Raw genomic sequence first — 17,759 nt, forward strand, 5'->3', positions numbered from 1 at the left:
CTACCTGAACGCGACGACCCGGTTGCGCCCCCGCTCCTTGGCGGAATAGAGCGCCTCGTCGGCGGCTCGCAGCAGCGTGGACGGATCGGGGTCGACCTGGTCGACGCCGACGACTCCAAAAGACGCCGTGACGGGCGCGTCGGGAGGCAGCACCGAGAACCTCTCCGCGACGAGATGGCGAAGCCGCTCGGCGAGGTCGGCGGCAGCCGCCACGGACGCCTCGCGCACAAGGACCACGAACTCGTCGCCCCCGTATCGGTAGGCGGAGTCGCTCCCCCGGATCGACTCTGCCAGCAGCCGCCCGAACTCGGCGAGGATCTGGTCGGCGGCGAGGTGACCATGGCGGTCGTTGAAGGCCTTGAAGCCGTCGACGTCCATCATCACCAACGCCGACGAACGACGGTATCGACGCGCCCTCTCGCACTCCGTGGCCAGGTCGTGGTCGAGCTGCCGGCGGTTGGGTAGATGCGTGAGCGGGTCGGTGATGCTCATCGACTCGGTGACACCGTGCTCCCTCGCCACAGCGATGGCGCTCGCCCCGTGGGACGCGACAGTCTCGACGAGCGACACGTCGTCCTCGGGCATACCGCCAACCTCGCGCCCGCGCAGGTCGATCACCCCGAGGACCCTGCCTCCCGAGGTCATCGGCACGGCCAGCTGCTGGTGGCGCCCATCCGTGTAGCGGATGGTGCGCCCGTAGGCCGCTGCTTGCGCGACCGGCTCAGAAGGCTGCTGCTCCGGGGCGAACCCAGTCGTCGACTCGCTCTGGAACCCGCCGGAACCGCTTCCTGACGCGAGTGCCCCCGCTGCCACCGGCTCCTGCGTGCCCCGGCTCGCGGTCGCCCCGGCTCGCAGCCCGTCCTCCTCGGCGATCCACACCACCGCGCGCTCGGCGCCGCTGACCTCTAGCGCAGCGCGCGAAACAGACGAGAGAACGGCGGGCAGGTTGAGGTGGCCGCTGATCGTCTGGGTCAGGTCGAGTACCTGAGCGAGCCTGCGGGCGCGGTCCTCCCCGCGCGACGAGGACACCCCGACCGCGCCGCGCACACTGTCGAGCTCCAGCGCGAGGCCCGCCACGACGCGGCTCAGCTCCTCCAACTCCGCCGGCGCCTCGAGAGCTCGCAGGTCGATCACCTCACCGGCCTCGATCTGGCGAACCGACTGCAGCAACGAGCCGACCGCAGCCGACGTCGTCCTCGCGACCCGGCGCCGGGTCCACGCCACGAGGACTCCTGCGAGGATGACGAGCGACCCGTCGACGATCAGCCAGTAGAGGATCACGGTCCGCTCGTTGGCAAGCGCATCCGCGTACTGACCGCTCAGATCCGCGATCGCACGGCTCGACGCCGCGCGGTACGCGCGGTAAGGAGAATCGCCTTGCTCGATCAGCTTTGGGTCGGGTACGCCGGTCGACAGCTGCTGGAGGGCCCGCGCTGTCCAACCGTTCCAAGCCTGTTCAGTGCTGTTGACCTTTATGAGGTCGTCGAGCACCCGCCTTCCGGTGGCACCCGAGGCGAGGATCGCCGCGTCCGCCCTGTCGAGCACGGACCTCGCGGCTGCCGCCTGCTGTGCGCTCCCGGCTCCAGGCGCCGCCAAACCCGCGAAGAGAATGGAGCGCTCGTCCTGCACGGCGGAAGCCGCCGCGCGCAGGCCGCTCAGCGCCGCGCTGTACCTTGCCGCATCGGGGCGGTACCCGAGCAACAGAACCGATGCCGACGCGATGCAAACCGCCAGCGCCGCAGCGAGAACCGCGTATATGGCACGGCTGCGCCGGCGGAGCTTTCGCGAAATGCTCGGTCCACCTCCACCTAGTCCCGTGGCGGCGGCCAAGATTCAGACCCCGCGACCGCGCATGGGTCTAGCCACGCAAGCGCCCCTCGAATGCCCCATGACCAGCCATGATGACGCGGCTGGCCCACGTGGAACAACCGCCTCGACAGTGACGAGAAAAAAGGGACATCCCTGCAGACCGTAGTGTCCGTGCTGGGAGACGCTCCCGGCAACGTCAAGGCCTGTCCGGCAGGAACACCGGCCGGACCGCCGAATACTCCCAATCGGTGCAGAAAAGGCGTTTCCGGCAGTTGCTTGCGGCTGGAGTCGGCGCGACCGGCCTGGCCTTCGCCGCCGGGCCCGCGATCGGACATGCATTGGGCGCTGCCGATCATCGACGGCGTCCTCGGCGCCCTCCGACGGAGCTGAGGTGATCGATCTTCTGATCCGAGGTGCAACGGTCGTCGACGGCACCGGTTCGCCCCCGAAGGTGGCGGATATCGGCGTAAGCGGGGGGCGGATCGTGAGCATCGGCCGTTACGACGGGGAGAAGGCGTACCAAGTCATCGATGCCAGCGGCCTCGTCGTGTCGCCCGGATTCGTGGACCTTCACACGCACTACGACGCGCAGCTCTTCTGGGACCCCTACGCGACGCCGTCGTGCTTCCACGGTGTGACTACGGTGCTCGGCGGCAACTGCGGGTTCAGCATCGCTCCCGCCGGCGCGGACCATGCCGCCTACCTCTCACGGATGATGGCGCGCGTCGAAGGGATGCCGCTGGCCGCGCTCGAGGCGGGGCTGGACTGGGGGTGGGAGTCGTTCTCGGATTGGCTTGACCGTCTCGACGGACGCATCGGCGTGAACGCGGGCTTCCTGGTCGGCCACTCGGCGTTGAGGCGCGCTGTCATGGGGAGTTCCGCGACCGGCGGCCGCGCCACGCCGGAGCAGATCGAGCGGATGGTGGGAATGCTTCGCGACGGGCTCGCGGCAGGCGGCTTGGGGTTCTCGTCATCGCAGGCGCACACCCACTCCGACGGCGACGGGAACCCGGTCCCCTCGCGCCACGCGGACACCGACGAGCTGATGGCGCTGGCAGCAGAGGTAAAAGACCATCCGGGAACGACGCTCGAGCTCATCGTGCCGGGCTGCCTCGGCCGCCTGTCGGAGGAAGAGGCGGATCTCATGGCTGCGATGTCGCTGGCAGGCGACCGCCCCTTGAACTGGAACGTGCTCGGCGTCACCGCAGCGGATCCGACCGCTCACGAGCACCAGCTCGCGGTTTCGACGCGCGCGGCCCAGCGCGGCGCGACGGTGGTTGCCCTGACCCTTCCGCACCAGATGCAGATCCGTCTCTCGTTCCTCAGCGGCTTCGTGCTAGACGGTCTTCCTGGTTGGCGCGACACCTTCGCGCTTCCCGTTGCGGAGCGGATCGCCGCCCTTCGCGACCCGGCGGTACGCGGGCGTTTGGCGGCGGGCGCGCGATCAGAGGAAGCGGGCATCTTGCGGGGCCTCGCGCGTTGGGACCGGATGGTGCTCGCCGAGACGTTCGCCCCCGTCAACGACGGGCTCTCGGGCCTCACCGTCTCCTCGGCCGCGGAGCACCGCGGAGTGGGCCTCTCCGGCGGCCCCGACGCGGCGTTCGACTTTCTGCTCGACATCGTGACGGCAGACGGTCTCAGGACCGGACTGCAGCCGCCGACGATGTCCGAGAACCCCGATGACTGGAAGCTGCGCGCCGAGGTGTGGCGGGACCCCCGGACTGTGGTCGGCGGATCGGACGCAGGTGCGCACCTCGACATGATGTGCGGAGCCATCTACTCGACGTCGTTGTTGGGGGACGGTGTGCGCGAGCGCGGTCTGCTCTCGCTGGAGGAGGCTGTGCACCAGTTGACGGACGTGCCCGCGCGGCTCTACGGCCTGCGCGACCGGGGCCGTATCGCCGAAGGGTGGATCGCCGACTTGACGGTCTTCGACCCGGAGTCGGTCGGCCACGGTCCGCCGCGCACCCGCGACGACCTCCCGGGTGGAGCATCCCGCCTCTACGCGGAAGCGATGGGGGTGGAGCACGTCATCGTCAACGGAGTGCCGCTGGTGCAGAACGGCAGGCTCACCGGCAAGGTTCCAGGGACGCTGTTGCGCTCGGGAAGGGACACCGAGACCGTGCACGCTGCACCGGTCTAGGGAGGTTCGCAGCAAGGCCTGAGCAGAAGGACGCCGCTCCACCCGCGTAGGGTGTCGTCGGCTAGTCGTCTGCAATGGGAACGACGGCCGACCGGTTCGCCCGTCGGCCGGGAGGGAGGCTTCGGTGGCCGACGTGGTGAGATCGCTCGCCGGCGTGGCGGGATTGCTTGCCGATGTGGTGGGCCACTCCGAGGTCCTGACCGGCGCCGAGATCTCCCCCGACTATTCCCACGACGAGGCCCTCGGGACCGACGCGGTAGTCCCCGTCGCCGTCGTGCGCCCGGGCACGACCTCCGAGGTGGCCCGCGTCCTGCAGATCGCGTCGGAGCGCCGGATCCCGGTCACCGCGCGGGGTTCGGGAACCGGCCTTTCCGGCGGGGCGATCCCCGAATCCCGGGGTCTTCTGGTGTCGTTCGAGAGAATGAACAAGATCCTCGAGATCGACACGGACAACCACGTCGCTGTCGTCCAGCCGGGCGTCACCCTCCAGCAGCTCAACGACGCCCTCGAGCCCCATGGCCTCGTCTACCCCGTCTTCCCCGGAGAGGCCAGCGCATCGCTCGGGGGCAACGTGGCCACCAATGCCGGTGGGATGAGGGCGGTCAAGTACGGGGTCACCAGGCACCACGTTCTCGGCCTCGAGATCGTCCTGCCCGACGGCACCGTCATGCGGACCGGCGGCAAGTTCGTGAAGTCGTCCACCGGGTACGACCTGACGCAGCTGGTCGTCGGGTCCGAGGGGACCCTGGCTCTCGTCACGGAGGTCACGGTGAAGCTGCACCACAAGCCGGCTCACCAGGTGACGGCCGTGGCGCCGTTCGGAAGCCTCGACGAGGTGACGCACGCCGTTCCGGTGATAGTCGGAAGCGGATTGGGGCCGGTCGTGCTCGAGTACATAGACGCCATAAGCATGAGCGCGATCACCTCGAGCGCCGGACTCGACCTCGCGGTCCCACCAGAGGTAAAGGACAAGGCGCTGGCCTACCTGGTGGTCGTCCTCGAAAACGACCACACCGTTCGACTCGACGAGGACACCGAGTCACTGGCCACATCGTTGTCGGAGCTCGGGGCGATCGACGTGTACGTCCTGCCGCCCCAGGCCGGGCGCCAGCTGATCGAGGCGAGGGAGCGCGCGTTCTTCGTCGCGAGAGCGAGTGGTGTCAACGACATAGTCGACGTCGTCGTACCGCGATCGTCGGTGGCTGCATACATGTCCGCCGTGGCCGACCTGGCCGCCGAGCACCAGGCTTTCATGACGGGATGCGGTCACGTCGGAGACGGCAACGTGCACCTATCGGTCTTCCAACCCGACCCCGACGTGCGCGAGCGGCTGCTGCATGCATTGTTCGAGAGAAGTATGGCGCTCGGCGGTGCGATATCGGGGGAGCACGGGGTGGCGCGCGCCAAGAAGAAGCACTACCTCGAGCTGGAGGATCCCTCGAAGCTGGCCCTTCTGCGGCGGATCAAGGCCGCATTCGATCCCGAGCGGATCCTCGCCCCCGCCAACACACTCTTCGAAGACGCGACCGATCCAGGCTCAGACGACACAAGGGGATATGTGGGATGAACGGCGCACGAGTCCTGATGGAGACGTTGGTGAGATGCGGTGTCGACACCTGCTTCACCAACCCGGGAACATCGGAGATGCAGTTCGTCGCCGCGCTCGACGACGTGCGCGGGATGAGAGCCGTGCTCGGGCTCTTCGAGGGCGTCGTGACGGGCGCAGCCGATGGCTACGGGCGCATGAAGGACCACCCCGCCGCAACCTTGCTGCATCTCGGGCCGGGGCTCGGCAACGGCATCGCCAACCTTCACAACGCGCGACGCGCCCGCACGCCGATCGTGAACGTGATCGGGGATCACGCCACCTACCACCAGCAATATGACGCGCCGCTTCAAAGTGACATCCGGTCGCTGGCCTCCCCCGTGTCGACCTGGGTCGGAACCGTTGATGCTGCGGGCGAAGTGGGCTCACGCACGCTCGACGCGTACGAAGCTGCGATGGGCCCGCCTTCCGGCGTGGCCACCCTGGTGGTGCCGGCGGACATGACCTGGACCGAAGCGGGCTCTCCTGCCGGCGCTCGCCCGGCGGCTGCACCAGGAAAAATGAACGCGGACGCGGTCGCCCTCGCTGCCAAGGCCCTGCGCTCGGGTGAGCCGGCCGCCCTGTTCATCGGCGGACGAGCGACGCGGCGCGATGGCCTGGTGGTCGCGTCCCGCGTGGCGGAGGGGGCAGGGGCCAAGCTTCTGTGCGAGACGTTCCCCTCGAGATTGGAACGGGGAGCCGGGATCCCCGCTGTGGAGCGACTCGCCTACCTGGCGGAGCTGGCTGCGCTCCAGCTCGACGGGCTGAGACACCTGGTGCTGGTGGACGCCAAGTCGCCTGTGTCGTTTTTCGCCTATCCGGGAAAAGCCAGCAATCTCGTCCCCGAGGGTTGCGAGGTAATCGTTCTCGCCGGTGCTGGCGACGACGTCGTTGGTGCGCTGGACGCGCTGGACGGCGAGCTGGGCGGAGGGACCCCGGGTGGCGGGGGCAGCGGCATGTCGCGCCCGGAGCTCCCGAGCGGGCCGCTGACCGCGCAGACCGCCGCTCTGGTCATCGGTGCGCTCCTGCCCGAAGGTGCGATCGTCTCGGACGAAGCGAACACGGGCGGAATCTTCCTGGCAGGCCCGACCGCCGGCGCACCTCCGCACGACTGGCTGTGCCTGACCGGCGGTGCGATCGGGCAGGGCATGCCTGTCGCAACGGGAGCATCGGTCGCCTGCCCCGGTCGCAAGGTGCTCTCCCTGGAAGCGGACGGCAGCGCCATGTACACGCTGCAGTCGCTTTGGACCCAGGCCCGTGAGGGACTCGACGTCACGACCGTCATCTACAACAACGGCTCGTACGCGGTGCTGGAGATGGAGTTGGGCCGCGTAGGGGCGGAGGCGCCCGGCCCGAGGGCGCGCTCGATGCTGGAGTTGTCGAAGCCCGATCTGGACTTCGTAGCTCTGGCGAAGGGGATGGGCGTCCCCGCTCGGCGCGCCTCAACCTGCGAGGACTTCTCGGAACACCTGGGCAGAGCCCTCGCGGAGCCCGGGCCGTCCCTGGTCGAAGTCATGGTCGGGCGAGGGCTCGGCTAGGCGCGGCTGCCGACCCGGAGGAGACGTTGGGTCTCTGTTGGGAGCGATGTTTGACAATCGACATGTCGTATTGGGACGCGACCTCTAGCTTCGGGCACTCGGGTTCCCAGGAGGACGGCAATGGCACTCTCAGACGAAGGCTCCGTTTTTCCCACCTTTGCTCCTTTGCGGCGGATGGGTTCAGCCCACCACGTGACCGTGACACCAGAGAGCGGGGCGGTGTCGGCCGACGGCGTTTCTCCCGTTGAGGGGCGTGCTGACGAGGGACGGGCTGAGGGCCGGGCCGAGTCGGCAGAACGCCGCGGAGGGCCGGGCGAGCGCAGGGCTGTATCACCGGAGCAGAGGATGCGGGCGTTCCATTCCGAGCGGATCGCGGGCACGACGAGCGTCTCCCTCGACGAACGCCGGATCGAGTCGGATCGGGCGGAGACGGAAGACGAGCGCTCACTCAAGGTTGCGAGGGCGGAAGCCGTCGAGTTCGTGGTCAAGGCTTTCGCGGCCGTGGACCGCAACATCGCCCTGGCGGACAAGGCCCGCCTCCAGCAGGAGAAGAACCAGGCTGCTGCGGAGAAGCTGCGGGTCGAAGTCGAGAAGGAACTGGCGACGGCGCACCAGTTGCGGGAGGGCGCAGACCTCGAGATGGCCAAAGCCCGATCTCTTGCGGAGGGCGTCCTCGCTGCCGCGCGCGCCGAAGGCGCGCGGATCATCGAGGAGGCTCACGCCCGTTCCAGGGCAGAGGCAGAGTCCGCAAGGCAGCGACTCGTCGAGTCCCTCAGTCCCCTGCGCGACGTCATAGGGCAGGCCACCGGCACCATCGACGCCTTCGTCAACACACCGGACTCGGGGCAGGTTCGCGAGGAAGAGACGATCGACGTGCGTCAGGCAGACGACGACCCCGCCGCTGCAGACGACGGCTCCGCCGGTGCCACGCTGATCGCCTTGCCTTCCATTTAAAGCTGATTCAGGCGGATTGTCCTAGTCCGAACCGAGCATTTCTTCGGGTCACCCGCAGGAAACCCAGTCCTGCTCCGTTGTCGAGGTAATGCCAGGTCAGTCGAAAAACAAAATGAAGCTGGGCGCCGCGGTCGGAACGGTTGTCATCCTGTCGTTCCCGTTGGCAGCCCAGGCTTCGACATCATCATCGAGCACAGCGCCCCTGGCGCCCGTCGCGACGAGCGGGGTCACCACCGCGACCAAGACCGTGTCGGGCGGGACCCTGACAGCCCCCCTCACCCAGGCTCTCGCACCGAAGGCCAGCTCTCAGACGGTCCAGACCGTGACGACCCCGGCACCTACAGGTTCCGCGGAGGCCTACGCGGCCGAAGTCGCGGGCATCGTGGGCATCAGCCACACCAACGCGTCCGCGTCGAGTACGGGCACGTCCTCCAGCGCCAACGCGCTGGAACTGGCAGGTAAGCCCCCGGCACCCCAGTTCGGGGGCTCCCAGAACGGCGCTGGGACCAGTTCCAACGACCTCCTCGATACAGGACCGAACAGCCAGTTCCGCCTCGAGCTGACTCCGTGGTCGGCCACCAACACCGAGTCGGGCGGCCAGAACAACGCGAGCGCCATCGCGGACATCGTCGTGCTGGACCTCGGCGACCAGACCACCGCCGAGTCCGCGAGCCTGCGCCTGCTGCAGTCCACGTCCAACGCCAGCTGGAACTCGTCCGCCAGCTCGGGCAACTCGTCCAGCGACGGGGCGATCCTCACCCTCGGAGGACCGAGCGGCCTGAACATCGATCTCCTGCACGCGGACGCCAACTCCAACGGAACCGGGAGCAGCTACCTGCTCTCCGTCAACGGAACCGAGATCGGCAGCAGCGGGCAGGTCAACGGGCAGTGCACATTGACGATTCCTGCGCTGCTGTCCCTCGACTGCCTCACAGCCAGTGGCGGGACGGCAAACGGCGTCACCTCCGAAGCCTCAGGCGTTCTGAGCGTCGTGCTCGGCACACCGCCCGCCGGTGCCACGGTCGGTCTCATCCAGTCGAGCACCTCCTCGGGCTCGGCCGGTATGCCCAGCGTCAGCTCTGGCAACGGTGCAAGCTCATCCGGAAACTCAGCGGGAGGACAGCCGTCCAACAGTGGCAACGCCGCACCTGCGGCAGCGACGGCGAGCTCAGGAGCCCTTGCGTTCACCGGCGTGAGAGTGCTGACGTTGCTCCTGGCGGCCTTGCTGCTCGGGTTGCTCGGTGCCTTCCTCGTGTGGACCACCCGCCGCCTGCGGACCGGAGCCGCTTAAAGAGGTGACCGAACCTCTTCATCTCCCCCGCCGGCGCACGTCTCCGTGGACGATGCCGAACGCCAACCACGCCGCCACGAGGACTGCAAGACCCAGAAAGACAATGGTCAGCACCGGGTAGCCGCACACGAAGGCTCCCGATCCCTCAGAGATGAAATCACGGCGCGTCTGTACCCATCGCGCCCGATCCGGTTGCCCTACCCGCCCGTCGAATCCGCCTTGGCCGCGGCCGCCGACCTGCTAGCAGCAGTCTTGGTGGCAGCCGTATTCTTCGCGCGGCTCGCCCGTGGAGCCGCAGGGGCCGCATGATCATGGACATGGGCCTCGCCCTCGTGCTCACGCTCCGCGTCCCGGTGCGGGAAGTGCGAATGGCTCACGGCTGCATGGTTGTGCTCATGCGAGTGGCTGGAGTTGAGATGATCGAAACCGCCCGTCATCTCGTTGTGATTGTGAGTCACGTGAAAGTGATGGTGGGCGTGGATTAGAGCCTCGTGGTGATGCTCCTCCCAATCTCCGGCCGGAGCGTTGTCAGGCATGGTCACTCCCGGTCTCTCGTCGCGGCTGTACCCGCACCATGTCATACCCCAAGCACCGGATCCTGTAGCCAGCTCCTCGCGCCGTGGCTCCACAACTAGGCTGGCCACAATGAGCTCGGATCACGCCGAGCGCGCCCGCGACGTGGGCGTCACCACTGTGGACGCTCTCCGCCGGCGGCTCGCGCGTAAGGCCGCTGCCCTGATTCGGCGCGACAAAGAAGCGGCCGATGTGGCACTGGAACTGGGCCTCATCGACAGGACCTGGCTGGAGGCACCTGACAGTTCGCCCATCTCGACAGCAGCCCCTACCGAGATTCTGGAACGGTTCTGGGAACGTGCTGTCGAGCAGCGACCGTCCAGGATCTCGTCACTTGGCTTGAGCGCAGCCCAGCTCATCGCCGGACGATTGGCACCTTCTTCAGGTCGCCACGAACAGCTGGCCGTGGTGTTCACCGACCTCGAAGGCTTCACCGCGTTCACCGCCGAGTATGGGGACGAGGCTGCCCTGAAGCTGCTCCACGAGCACCACCGCCGAGCAGGTCCGATCGTGAGGAGATCTGGAGGACGGGTCGTCAAGAGGCTCGGGGACGGCCTGCTTTGCACCTTCGTCAACCCCGGAGGCGGCCTCCTCGCGGCGGTCGAGCTCCTGGGAACCGCACCGGAGCCTTTGAAACTCCGCGCGGGGGTCCACGTCGGGGATGCCATCGTCTCCCATGACGACATAATCGGCCACGTCGTCAACGTGGCCGCGCGCGTTGCCGAGACCGCGTCCGGGGGGCATGCAGTCGCCACCCAGGCGGCGATCGAGGCGGCGGGATCGACCCGCGGGGTCGTCCCGGTCGGGCGGCCGAAGAGGCGCCGGCTGAAGGGGATCTCTCAGCCGATCGCCCTGTCCGAGATCCGGGCAGTAGCCGCCACTTGAGTGCTTCAAGGATGCGGCCGTCTTGAAGCGCGTGTCGACCCGGATGAATGTACTGGATTTTCCGGTTTATACGAAAAGTGCGACGATGGTCACTATGACCAGGCCGGGGGAGAACACGAAAACACAGCAAGCGGAAGGCTGCTCGTCCTTCCTTCGGGCACGGGGCGAAGCCTCTGATGGCTGACCGAGCTATGAGGGCGGGTCGCGGGTGGTGGCTGGCGCTGTGCGCCGTGGCCGCACTCGCTCTCCTGCCCGCCCCAGCGATCGCGCTGGCGCACACCCAAACGGCAGCGCAGCCGTTGAAGGCGTTCGGCCGGGTGCCGTGCACAGCGACCGAGGGGGTCCTGTTCTGTGAGGGATCGACACCGGTGACGTCTCCCCCGACAGGGTGCGTCGCGTCGCCGGACAACGTGGTGCCCTGCGACGACCAGGTGTACGACCCAGCCGTCCCCGACACCCGGGTGCCGAGCTGGGACGGCACACCCCTGGACGTCAACGTCACGCTTCCCCTCGGCAGCGACACAAGCCTGCCGCTCATCATCATGATCAGCGGGTTCCCGTCTCAGAAGACCCCGCTGGACTCCGTTGCGGAGTACGCGGGGCTGAGCCCTCTGCAGTGGGCGCTCCGCGGCTACGCCGTATTGAGTTACAGCAACCGCGGCCAGGGTGGATCGTGCGGATGGCCGGCGTCACGCGTCGGCCAACCGGCTTGTGTGACCGGCTGGCAGCACCTCGACTCCATGGCCTACGAGGCGCGCGACACTCAGTACCTAGCCGGGCTGCTCGCCGACCAGGGGATAGTCAACCCGGCGAGTATCGGGGTGACGGGAAGCTCCTGGGGCGCAGGTCAGTCGGTGGAGTTGGCAGCGCTCCGCAACCGGGTGATGCTTCCCGACGGCAAGTTGGTGCCCTGGGTTTCGCCCCAGCGTCACCTGAACATGACGATCGCCGCGGCCGCGCCGATGGCCGCCTGGAGCGACCTGATCCCCGCGGTGATGCCCAACGGGCACGACCTCGACTACACCCTGACCCCGTTCGGTCAAGCCGTCCAACCTTTTGGCGTGGTCAAGGCATCGGTCCTCAACGGCCTCTACGCGGAGCTTCAGGCCAACTCCTACATGCCGCCACCGGGGTTCGACCCGCCCGTCAGCGAGGCGGTACTGGATGCGAACGCCGGGTGGCCACTGCTCACAGACTCCAACCCTCGGGTCGCGCCCGCGATAGCGAACCTCGAACATTTCAACTCCGCCTATTACCTGCCCTACGACGAGTCGCCGGCGCCGACTCTGTGGGCCAATGGGTGGAACGACGACATCTTCCCAGTGAGCCAGGAGCTGAACTGGGTGAACCGGGTGCTCTCGGTCCACCCTGACGCGCAGGTCTCCATGTTCCTGTCCGACATCGGGCACCCGCGCTCACAGAACAAAATGTCCGACCAGACTCTCCTCACCCAGGCGATCATCGCCTGGTTCGCGCATTACCTGCTCGGGGAGAACACGCCGGTGCTCCGCGGCGTGGAGGCGCTGACCACGACCTGCCCTGCGAGCACCCCCTCGGGTGGACCGTATTTCGCGTCGACGTGGCCCGCAATGCACCCCGGCGAGGTGCGCTACCAGGGCGGCGCCGCCCAGACGGTGCTGTCCGCCTCGGGCAACCCGGTCGTCGACGCCCAGATCGATCCGATCGTGGGGCCCGGGGTGTGCGCATCACCGCCGGCGACCTCGACCGCGCCCGGCGCTGCCACGTACGCCTTTTCGGTCCCTGATGGCGGCTTCACGATGATCGGCAGAGCGACCGTGGTCGCAACGCTCACACCGACCCAAGCCGGGAACGCCCCCTACCCGTACATCGCCGCGCACCTCTTCGACGTGGCGCCCGGAGGCCAGACCGAAACCCTGGTCGCGCGACAAACCTACCGGCTGGCGGGATCGGGCCCCCAGGTGTTCCAGCTCTACCCCCAGGCATGGCACTTCGCGCCAGGTCACACGATCGAACTCCAGCTTCAAGGCCAAGATGCTCCGTACAGCAGGCCAGATACTCTCCTGGCGTCCATCACGGTCGCCGACCTTCAGCTACGACTTCCCACCCTCGATCCGCCCACCTGCACCACCATCCTCAGCCCGGCGCCGCTGGTGATCCCCTCCGGCGAGGTACTCGCCCCCGGGGTGGCCGCTCAGCCGGGCGACACCTGCACGGGCGACCCATGACGCAACTGTCGCCTATCGGAGCGGTCATCGTTGGTGCCGCGGTGCGGGTCCAGCAGTTCATAGCCCGACGCCTGCCGTAGCAGCCAGGTCGCTGAGGGTATCTGCGAGGCTCATCGGACGCCTCCTCCTGTCGAGAGTCGGGTCGCGGTCCTACCCGGTCGTCGCGGTCAATATGGAAACCCGCTGAGGCCCGCGGCTGTTTCCAGATCCGCGCCGGAGGGAAGCCGGCGCCAGACTGGGCGGGTTCCGAAGGCACAGGGAGGTCCCAGGTGGCTCAGCAAGCAGACGTGATCGTGGTCGGGCTTGGCGTGGGCGGCGAAGCCCTCGCCGGCGAACTGGCCGAGGCCGGCCTGGATGTCGTGGGGATCGAGAACCGGCTGGTCGGCGGGGAATGCCCGTACTGGGCGTGCGTGCCGACCAAGATGATGGTGCGGGCAACGGACGCGCTGGCCGAGGCTCGCCGAGTTGCCGATCTGGCCGGCTCCGCCACGGTGAGCCCAGATTGGGCACCGGTGGCCCGGCGGATACGACGGGAGGCCACCGACGACTGGGACGACAAAGTGGCGGTAGAGCGCTTCGAATCAAAGGGCGGCCGGTTCGTCCGCGGCAAGGCTCGGCTCACGGGAAGGACAACTGTCGAGGTGGACGGGACGCAGTTCGCGGCGTCCCGGGCACTCGTGATCGCCACAGGAACCGGACCGTCGATCCCACCGATCGAGGGGCTGGCGGGGCTGCCGTACTGGACCAACCGGGAAGCGGTCGAGACGACCGAGGTGCCCGCTTCGTTGACGGTAATCGGTGCCGGGGCGGTCGGGGCCGAGTTCGCCCAGGTGTTCGCCCGCTTCGGAAGCCAGGTGACGGTCGTGGAGGTGGCCGAGCAGCTGCTGCCGCTGGAGGAACCCGAGGCCGGCCAGCTCCTGGCCGAAGTCTTCACCCGGGAGGGGATCAAAGTGGTGACCGGAGTTCGCATCGACGCCGTCGGACACGACGCCTCGAGCTTTTCGGTTCGCCTGGGCGACGGCACGGCGCTGGCGAGTGAGCGGCTATTGGTGGCCACCGGCCGAAGCGTCGATCTCCAGGGGCTTGGTGTTGATACCGCCGGCCTGGACGCCTCCGCCCGGTTCGTGGCGGTCGACGCCAACCTGCGCGCCGCCGAAGGCGTCTGGGCGGTGGGCGACATCACGGGCAGAGGAGCGTTCACGCACGTCGCCACCTACCAGGCCCGGATCGCCGCTGCCGACATTCTCGGCCAGCCGCACGAGCCGGCCGACTACCGGTCGCTTCCCCGGGTCACGTTCACCGACCCCGAAGTCGGTGCGGTCGGGATGACCGAGCACCAAGCCCGCGAGGCGGGGGTGTCGGTGCACACGGCGATGACGCAGATACCGTCCTCCGCCCGGGGGTGGATCCACAAGGCGGGCAACGACGGGTTCATCAAGCTGGTAGCCGACGCGCGACGCGGCGTGCTGGTAGGGGCCACCTCGATGGGTCCTGCAGGCGGCGAGGTTCTCGGCGCGTTGGCGGTCGCGGTGCACGCCGCGGTGCCCGTTGAGGTGCTCGCTCAGATGATCTATGCATACCCCACCTTCCACCGGGCGATCGAGGACGCTGTCAAAGGGCTTCACTGACCCGAGCGGCGGGGCCGTGCCCTCCGTGGCGGTCTTGGTCACACGCCTGCGGCTGCTGGCGCGCTGGGACCGCAAATCCGGCAGCGCCCCAGACGGCTCTAGAGTCGTCTTCACTTCGCGTGAACCAGGGAGGCCGAGTTTGGCCGAGGGAACCGAGCGGGCCAGGGTTTGCCGTGAGCCGAGCGACGCGAGCCTCCTATGACCACAATCGTCACCGACGGCGCCGCCGATCTTCCTCAGGCAGAGCGAATTCCCGGGAATGTCGTCGTGGTGCGGGGGTCGGTTCGCATTGGCAGCGAGCCATGGCACGGTGACCTTCGCGAGTTCTGGCAGGAGATAGGCAAGGGTCCGGAACTCCCTGCCACGGAGGCGCCGACGGTAGCTCAGCTCGCCGCGGCATACGCGGGCGACGAGCCAGTCCTCGCCGTGCACGTCTCCTCAGAGTTGTCGCGCACGCTGGCGCATGCCGAGGAGGCAGCGGCGGGAGTGGCGGGACCGGTCGAAGTGGTGGACAGCCGATCGCTCAGCGTGGGGACCGGGTTGGTGGTGTTGGCCGCGTCGGAGGCTGCCGATGCAGGCGTGGTGGGAGAGCGTCTGAGGTCCATGGTCGACGGCTGGGTCGACCAGCTGCATGTGCACGGGTTGATCGACGATGTCGGGTTCTTGGTGCACGGCGAGCGAGCCGGCCTCGTAGTAGCGAAGGTCGGTCGCCACGCGCACCGCCATGTCGTGGCGGTAAAGGGGCACGTGATACCGATCCGCCAGGTGCGCCATCGCAGCGAGGCGCTCCGGGAACTGAGCGATCACATTCGGGAGCACGTCGTCGGTGGGGTCTCTCGGTGGGCGGTCGGCCACGGTGACGCTCCGGATGTCGACGAGTTTGTGGAGCGGCTGGCGGGGGTGTTCGGTTGCGATCCGTCCTACGTGTCGCTCATGGGTGCCCCGGTCGGTTCGCACATGGGGCCACGGTCCTTGCTGGTCGGCTTCTTCTCCGACAGTTAGCCATGCGAGTCGTCGTCGAGCGGGTGGGTCTCCGTGTCTCGGTAGATGTGGTAATCGACGTCTTCGACGGTTACCAGACCTTCCTGGATCATCCGGTCCAGCATGGGAACGAACTTGTCGATGCGGTGGCCCTCGTCGACTATCTGGATGACGATGGGCAGGTCATCGGAGGAGGACAGCATCCGGGTGGTCTTGAGACGGCCGCTGGGCCCGAATCCCTCTATGCCGCGCATGATGGTCGCCCCGGCCAGGCCTTCCTCCCTGGCCCGTTCCAGAATGGCGTCGGCGAGTGAGTTGTGATGATACCGGTCGTATTCTCCGATGAAGACACTGACCCGTTTGCCTCGACTCTGGTTAGCCATCGACTCTCCTTGCTGTTGACGGGGGTCTCGACTGGCTCGCGGCGAACACGGTCACCACGATGAATCCGATGGGCATCACGACGGCCATGTCAGACGATGTAGGCGAGGGCCATGCCGGCCCCGGCAGCCAAGAGTCCGACGATGAGCGATCCGACCACGTTCCAGGCAGCCGCCGAGAGCGTTCCTTCTTCGATCAGGCGTACCGTCTCCCACGAGAAAGTGGAGAACGTTGTGTAGGCGCCGCAGAAACCGGCACCGACGACGGCAGAAGGGACGTTCCCCAAGCGGTGGTACACCATCAGGCCGCTGATGACACCGAACATGAAGGCGCCGGTGGCATTGATCACATAGGTGCCCCACGGGAACAAGCCTTTGGTTCGTGAGTTGACCAGTTGGTCGACGATATAGCGAGTGGGCGCCCCGATCAGTCCGCCTGCACCTACTTCGACCAGGGTGATCACCCGTCCCGCCTTTCGGGACTGGCCTGGCTGCTGCGGTGGATCACCACTTCCACCGGTTGGCGTACCAAGAGACCGTGGGGCATCAGATGCTCGATTTCAGGTACGAAGGCGTCGATCCGCTCCGGCGTGTCGATAATCGTGATCACCACCGGCACGTCGTCTTTGACCGCAAGGGCGTGGCGGCGGTGGACTCCAACCGATTCACCGAAGCCTTCCACTGCCTGCAGGACCGTCGCCCCCGCCATGCCCATAAGGCGGGCGCGCCGGACGATCTCGACGAACCCCGCAACCCCGCCATGGCGTGCGGGCTGGTCGAGGTAGACCGTCAGCCGCTCGGCCTTGGCGGGGAGGGTCACCTGGTTCCTTGTCGGTCGGGGCGACCGAGCACCGGCGGCCAAGTTCGAACCACCATTATTCCGAGGTACATGGCGCCCAATCCCGCGACCAGGCTAGCTGTGACATAGCCGGCCGCCAGAATTACCCGCCCGGATTTGATGAGATCGTCGGTCTCGACCATGAAGGTCGACCAGGTTGTGTACGCCCCGAGGAATCCGGTGGCGGCGAAGGGTCGGATGTACTCGGTCGGTTTGAGTCGTTCGAGTATCAGGACCAACAAGACCCCGAGTACGAAGCTGCCGCCGACGTTGATGATGAACGTTGAGAGCGGGAACGTCCCCGGCCGGCTCGTCACGGCCAGGCTGAGCTCGTAGCGAGCGCAGGCACCCAACGCCCCTCCCAAGCCGATCACCCACAGGATACGAGGTCGGGCCCAGACCGGATGCTGTAGTAGCCGAGAGCGAGGGGGCTCCGTTCCGGATGTCTCGAGCTCACGGCGGCGGCCCCCGGACATGAACCTGGCGAACTGCACGTGTTTCACCCGTACGCGGCGGCCACCCCGCCTGAGGCGAGCACTGAAAGGTCCATCCAGCAAGCCACGTTGGCGAACCCCGCGGCGGGAGAAACGGCCGGGTAGAGCACTCCAATCAGGACCGCTCGCACTCCGGCTCCGAGCGATACCTCACGACCGGCGCCCACCGCTTCATCGTCGTTAGGGGGCAGACCCCCGTCTTCGTCAGCCACCGGGAACCGCCGCGGCCAGGTCTCGAGCTCCACGGACGCTACCGATCATCATGCGAACCATCACCTCCGGGCGAAACACGCGTGAGATACAACTAGGAGTCATCAGCCCGGCGGCGGTTATGGCGAACTCCATCGCCGCCCCCACCGTAGCGGAACGCTCACGGCGTCACCGTTCCCCTGGCCCAGTCAGGCGGGAATGCAACGTGCGCGCTCGGAGGGATTCGAACCCCCAACCTTCTGA

At 67.6% G+C, this 17,759-nt stretch carries 15 protein-coding genes and 1 riboswitch; of the genes, 9 read left to right on the forward strand and 6 right to left on the reverse strand.

Annotation, left to right across the window (positions count from 1 at the left end):
* Entirely contained in the window at positions 1-1,830 is a 1,830-nt protein-coding gene (locus VNF71_04335) for a sensor domain-containing diguanylate cyclase (protein ID HVA73773.1), read from the reverse strand.
* 370 nt (positions 1,831-2,200) lie between these two features.
* Between VNF71_04335 and VNF71_04340 the strand changes: the two genes are divergently transcribed.
* From VNF71_04340 to VNF71_04380, 9 genes are all read left to right on the forward strand, one after another.
* Positions 2,201-3,952 (forward strand): amidohydrolase family protein, encoded by a 1,752-nt coding sequence (locus tag VNF71_04340; GenBank protein ID HVA73774.1) that lies wholly within the window; start codon positions 2,201-2,203, stop codon positions 3,950-3,952.
* A 124-nt stretch (positions 3,953-4,076) separates the two neighbouring features.
* Complete coding sequence (locus tag VNF71_04345) at positions 4,077-5,519, forward strand: FAD-linked oxidase C-terminal domain-containing protein (protein ID HVA73775.1); 1,443 nt, start codon at positions 4,077-4,079, stop codon at positions 5,517-5,519.
* Positions 5,516-7,075: an acetolactate synthase large subunit gene (locus VNF71_04350; GenBank protein ID HVA73776.1), complete on the forward strand. Its 1,560-nt coding sequence runs from the start codon at positions 5,516-5,518 to the stop codon at positions 7,073-7,075. Before VNF71_04345 ends, VNF71_04350 begins: the two co-directional genes overlap by 4 nt.
* Before the next feature lie 120 nt (positions 7,076-7,195).
* Positions 7,196-8,029, forward strand: a complete 834-nt coding sequence (locus VNF71_04355) for a hypothetical protein (GenBank protein ID HVA73777.1) — start codon at positions 7,196-7,198, stop codon at positions 8,027-8,029.
* A 112-nt stretch (positions 8,030-8,141) separates the two neighbouring features.
* Positions 8,142-9,320, forward strand: a complete 1,179-nt coding sequence (locus VNF71_04360; protein ID HVA73778.1) for a hypothetical protein — start codon at positions 8,142-8,144, stop codon at positions 9,318-9,320.
* Positions 9,321-9,965: 645 nt separating this feature from the next.
* Positions 9,966-10,778 (forward strand): adenylate/guanylate cyclase domain-containing protein, encoded by an 813-nt coding sequence (locus tag VNF71_04365; GenBank protein ID HVA73779.1) that lies wholly within the window; start codon positions 9,966-9,968, stop codon positions 10,776-10,778.
* Between the two features lie 176 nt (positions 10,779-10,954).
* On the forward strand, positions 10,955-12,985 hold the full coding sequence (locus tag VNF71_04370; protein ID HVA73780.1) for a CocE/NonD family hydrolase: 2,031 nt from the start codon (positions 10,955-10,957) through the stop codon (positions 12,983-12,985).
* Between the two features lie 269 nt (positions 12,986-13,254).
* On the forward strand, positions 13,255-14,613 hold the full coding sequence (locus tag VNF71_04375) for an NAD(P)/FAD-dependent oxidoreductase (protein HVA73781.1): 1,359 nt from the start codon (positions 13,255-13,257) through the stop codon (positions 14,611-14,613).
* A gap of 198 nt (positions 14,614-14,811) precedes the next feature.
* Positions 14,812-15,615 (forward strand): DegV family protein, encoded by an 804-nt coding sequence (locus VNF71_04380; GenBank protein HVA73782.1) that lies wholly within the window; start codon positions 14,812-14,814, stop codon positions 15,613-15,615.
* Here the strand turns inward: VNF71_04380 and VNF71_04385 are convergent.
* The 5 genes from VNF71_04385 to VNF71_04405 all read right to left on the reverse strand — a co-directional run bounded on the left by VNF71_04385 (position 15,612) and on the right by VNF71_04405 (position 17,551).
* A complete protein-coding gene (locus tag VNF71_04385; protein ID HVA73783.1) occupies positions 15,612-15,977 on the reverse strand; it encodes a DUF190 domain-containing protein in 366 nt (121 codons plus the stop codon). The genes VNF71_04380 and VNF71_04385 overlap by 4 nt on opposite strands.
* 89 nt (positions 15,978-16,066) lie before the next feature.
* On the reverse strand, positions 16,067-16,438 hold the full coding sequence (crcB, locus tag VNF71_04390; GenBank protein ID HVA73784.1) for a fluoride efflux transporter CrcB: 372 nt from the start codon (positions 16,436-16,438) through the stop codon (positions 16,067-16,069).
* Positions 16,435-16,794 (reverse strand): DUF190 domain-containing protein, encoded by a 360-nt coding sequence (locus VNF71_04395; protein ID HVA73785.1) that lies wholly within the window; start codon positions 16,792-16,794, stop codon positions 16,435-16,437. Before VNF71_04395 ends, crcB begins: the two co-directional genes overlap by 4 nt.
* The gene (locus VNF71_04400; GenBank protein ID HVA73786.1) at positions 16,791-17,186 is read right to left on the reverse strand and encodes a CrcB family protein; all 396 of its coding nucleotides are present in this window, start codon (positions 17,184-17,186) and stop codon (positions 16,791-16,793) included. The genes VNF71_04395 and VNF71_04400 overlap by 4 nt, the downstream gene beginning before the upstream one ends.
* 125 nt (positions 17,187-17,311) lie before the next feature.
* The gene (locus VNF71_04405) at positions 17,312-17,551 is read right to left on the reverse strand and encodes a hypothetical protein (protein ID HVA73787.1); all 240 of its coding nucleotides are present in this window, start codon (positions 17,549-17,551) and stop codon (positions 17,312-17,314) included.
* A gap of 53 nt (positions 17,552-17,604) precedes the next feature.
* Positions 17,605-17,664, reverse strand: a riboswitch (Fluoride riboswitch).
* Between the last annotated feature and the right edge of the window lie 95 nt (positions 17,665-17,759).

The sequence above is a fragment of the Acidimicrobiales bacterium genome (assembly GCA_035533095.1).
Taxonomy (GTDB): Bacteria; Actinomycetota; Acidimicrobiia; order Acidimicrobiales; family Palsa-688; genus DATLUM01.

Coding starts and splice junctions, on each gene's coding strand:
- VNF71_04350 (HVA73776.1), top strand. CDS start 5,516: ATGAACGGCGCACGAGTCCTGATGGAGACGTTGGTGAGATGCGGTGTC.
- VNF71_04355 (HVA73777.1), top strand. CDS start 7,196: ATGGCACTCTCAGACGAAGGCTCCGTTTTTCCCACCTTTGCTCCTTTG.
- VNF71_04360 (HVA73778.1), top strand. CDS start 8,142: ATGAAGCTGGGCGCCGCGGTCGGAACGGTTGTCATCCTGTCGTTCCCG.
- VNF71_04365 (HVA73779.1), top strand. CDS start 9,966: ATGAGCTCGGATCACGCCGAGCGCGCCCGCGACGTGGGCGTCACCACT.
- VNF71_04370 (HVA73780.1), top strand. CDS start 10,955: ATGGCTGACCGAGCTATGAGGGCGGGTCGCGGGTGGTGGCTGGCGCTG.
- VNF71_04380 (HVA73782.1), top strand. CDS start 14,812: ATGACCACAATCGTCACCGACGGCGCCGCCGATCTTCCTCAGGCAGAG.
- VNF71_04385 (HVA73783.1), bottom strand. CDS start 15,977: ATGGCTAACCAGAGTCGAGGCAAACGGGTCAGTGTCTTCATCGGAGAA.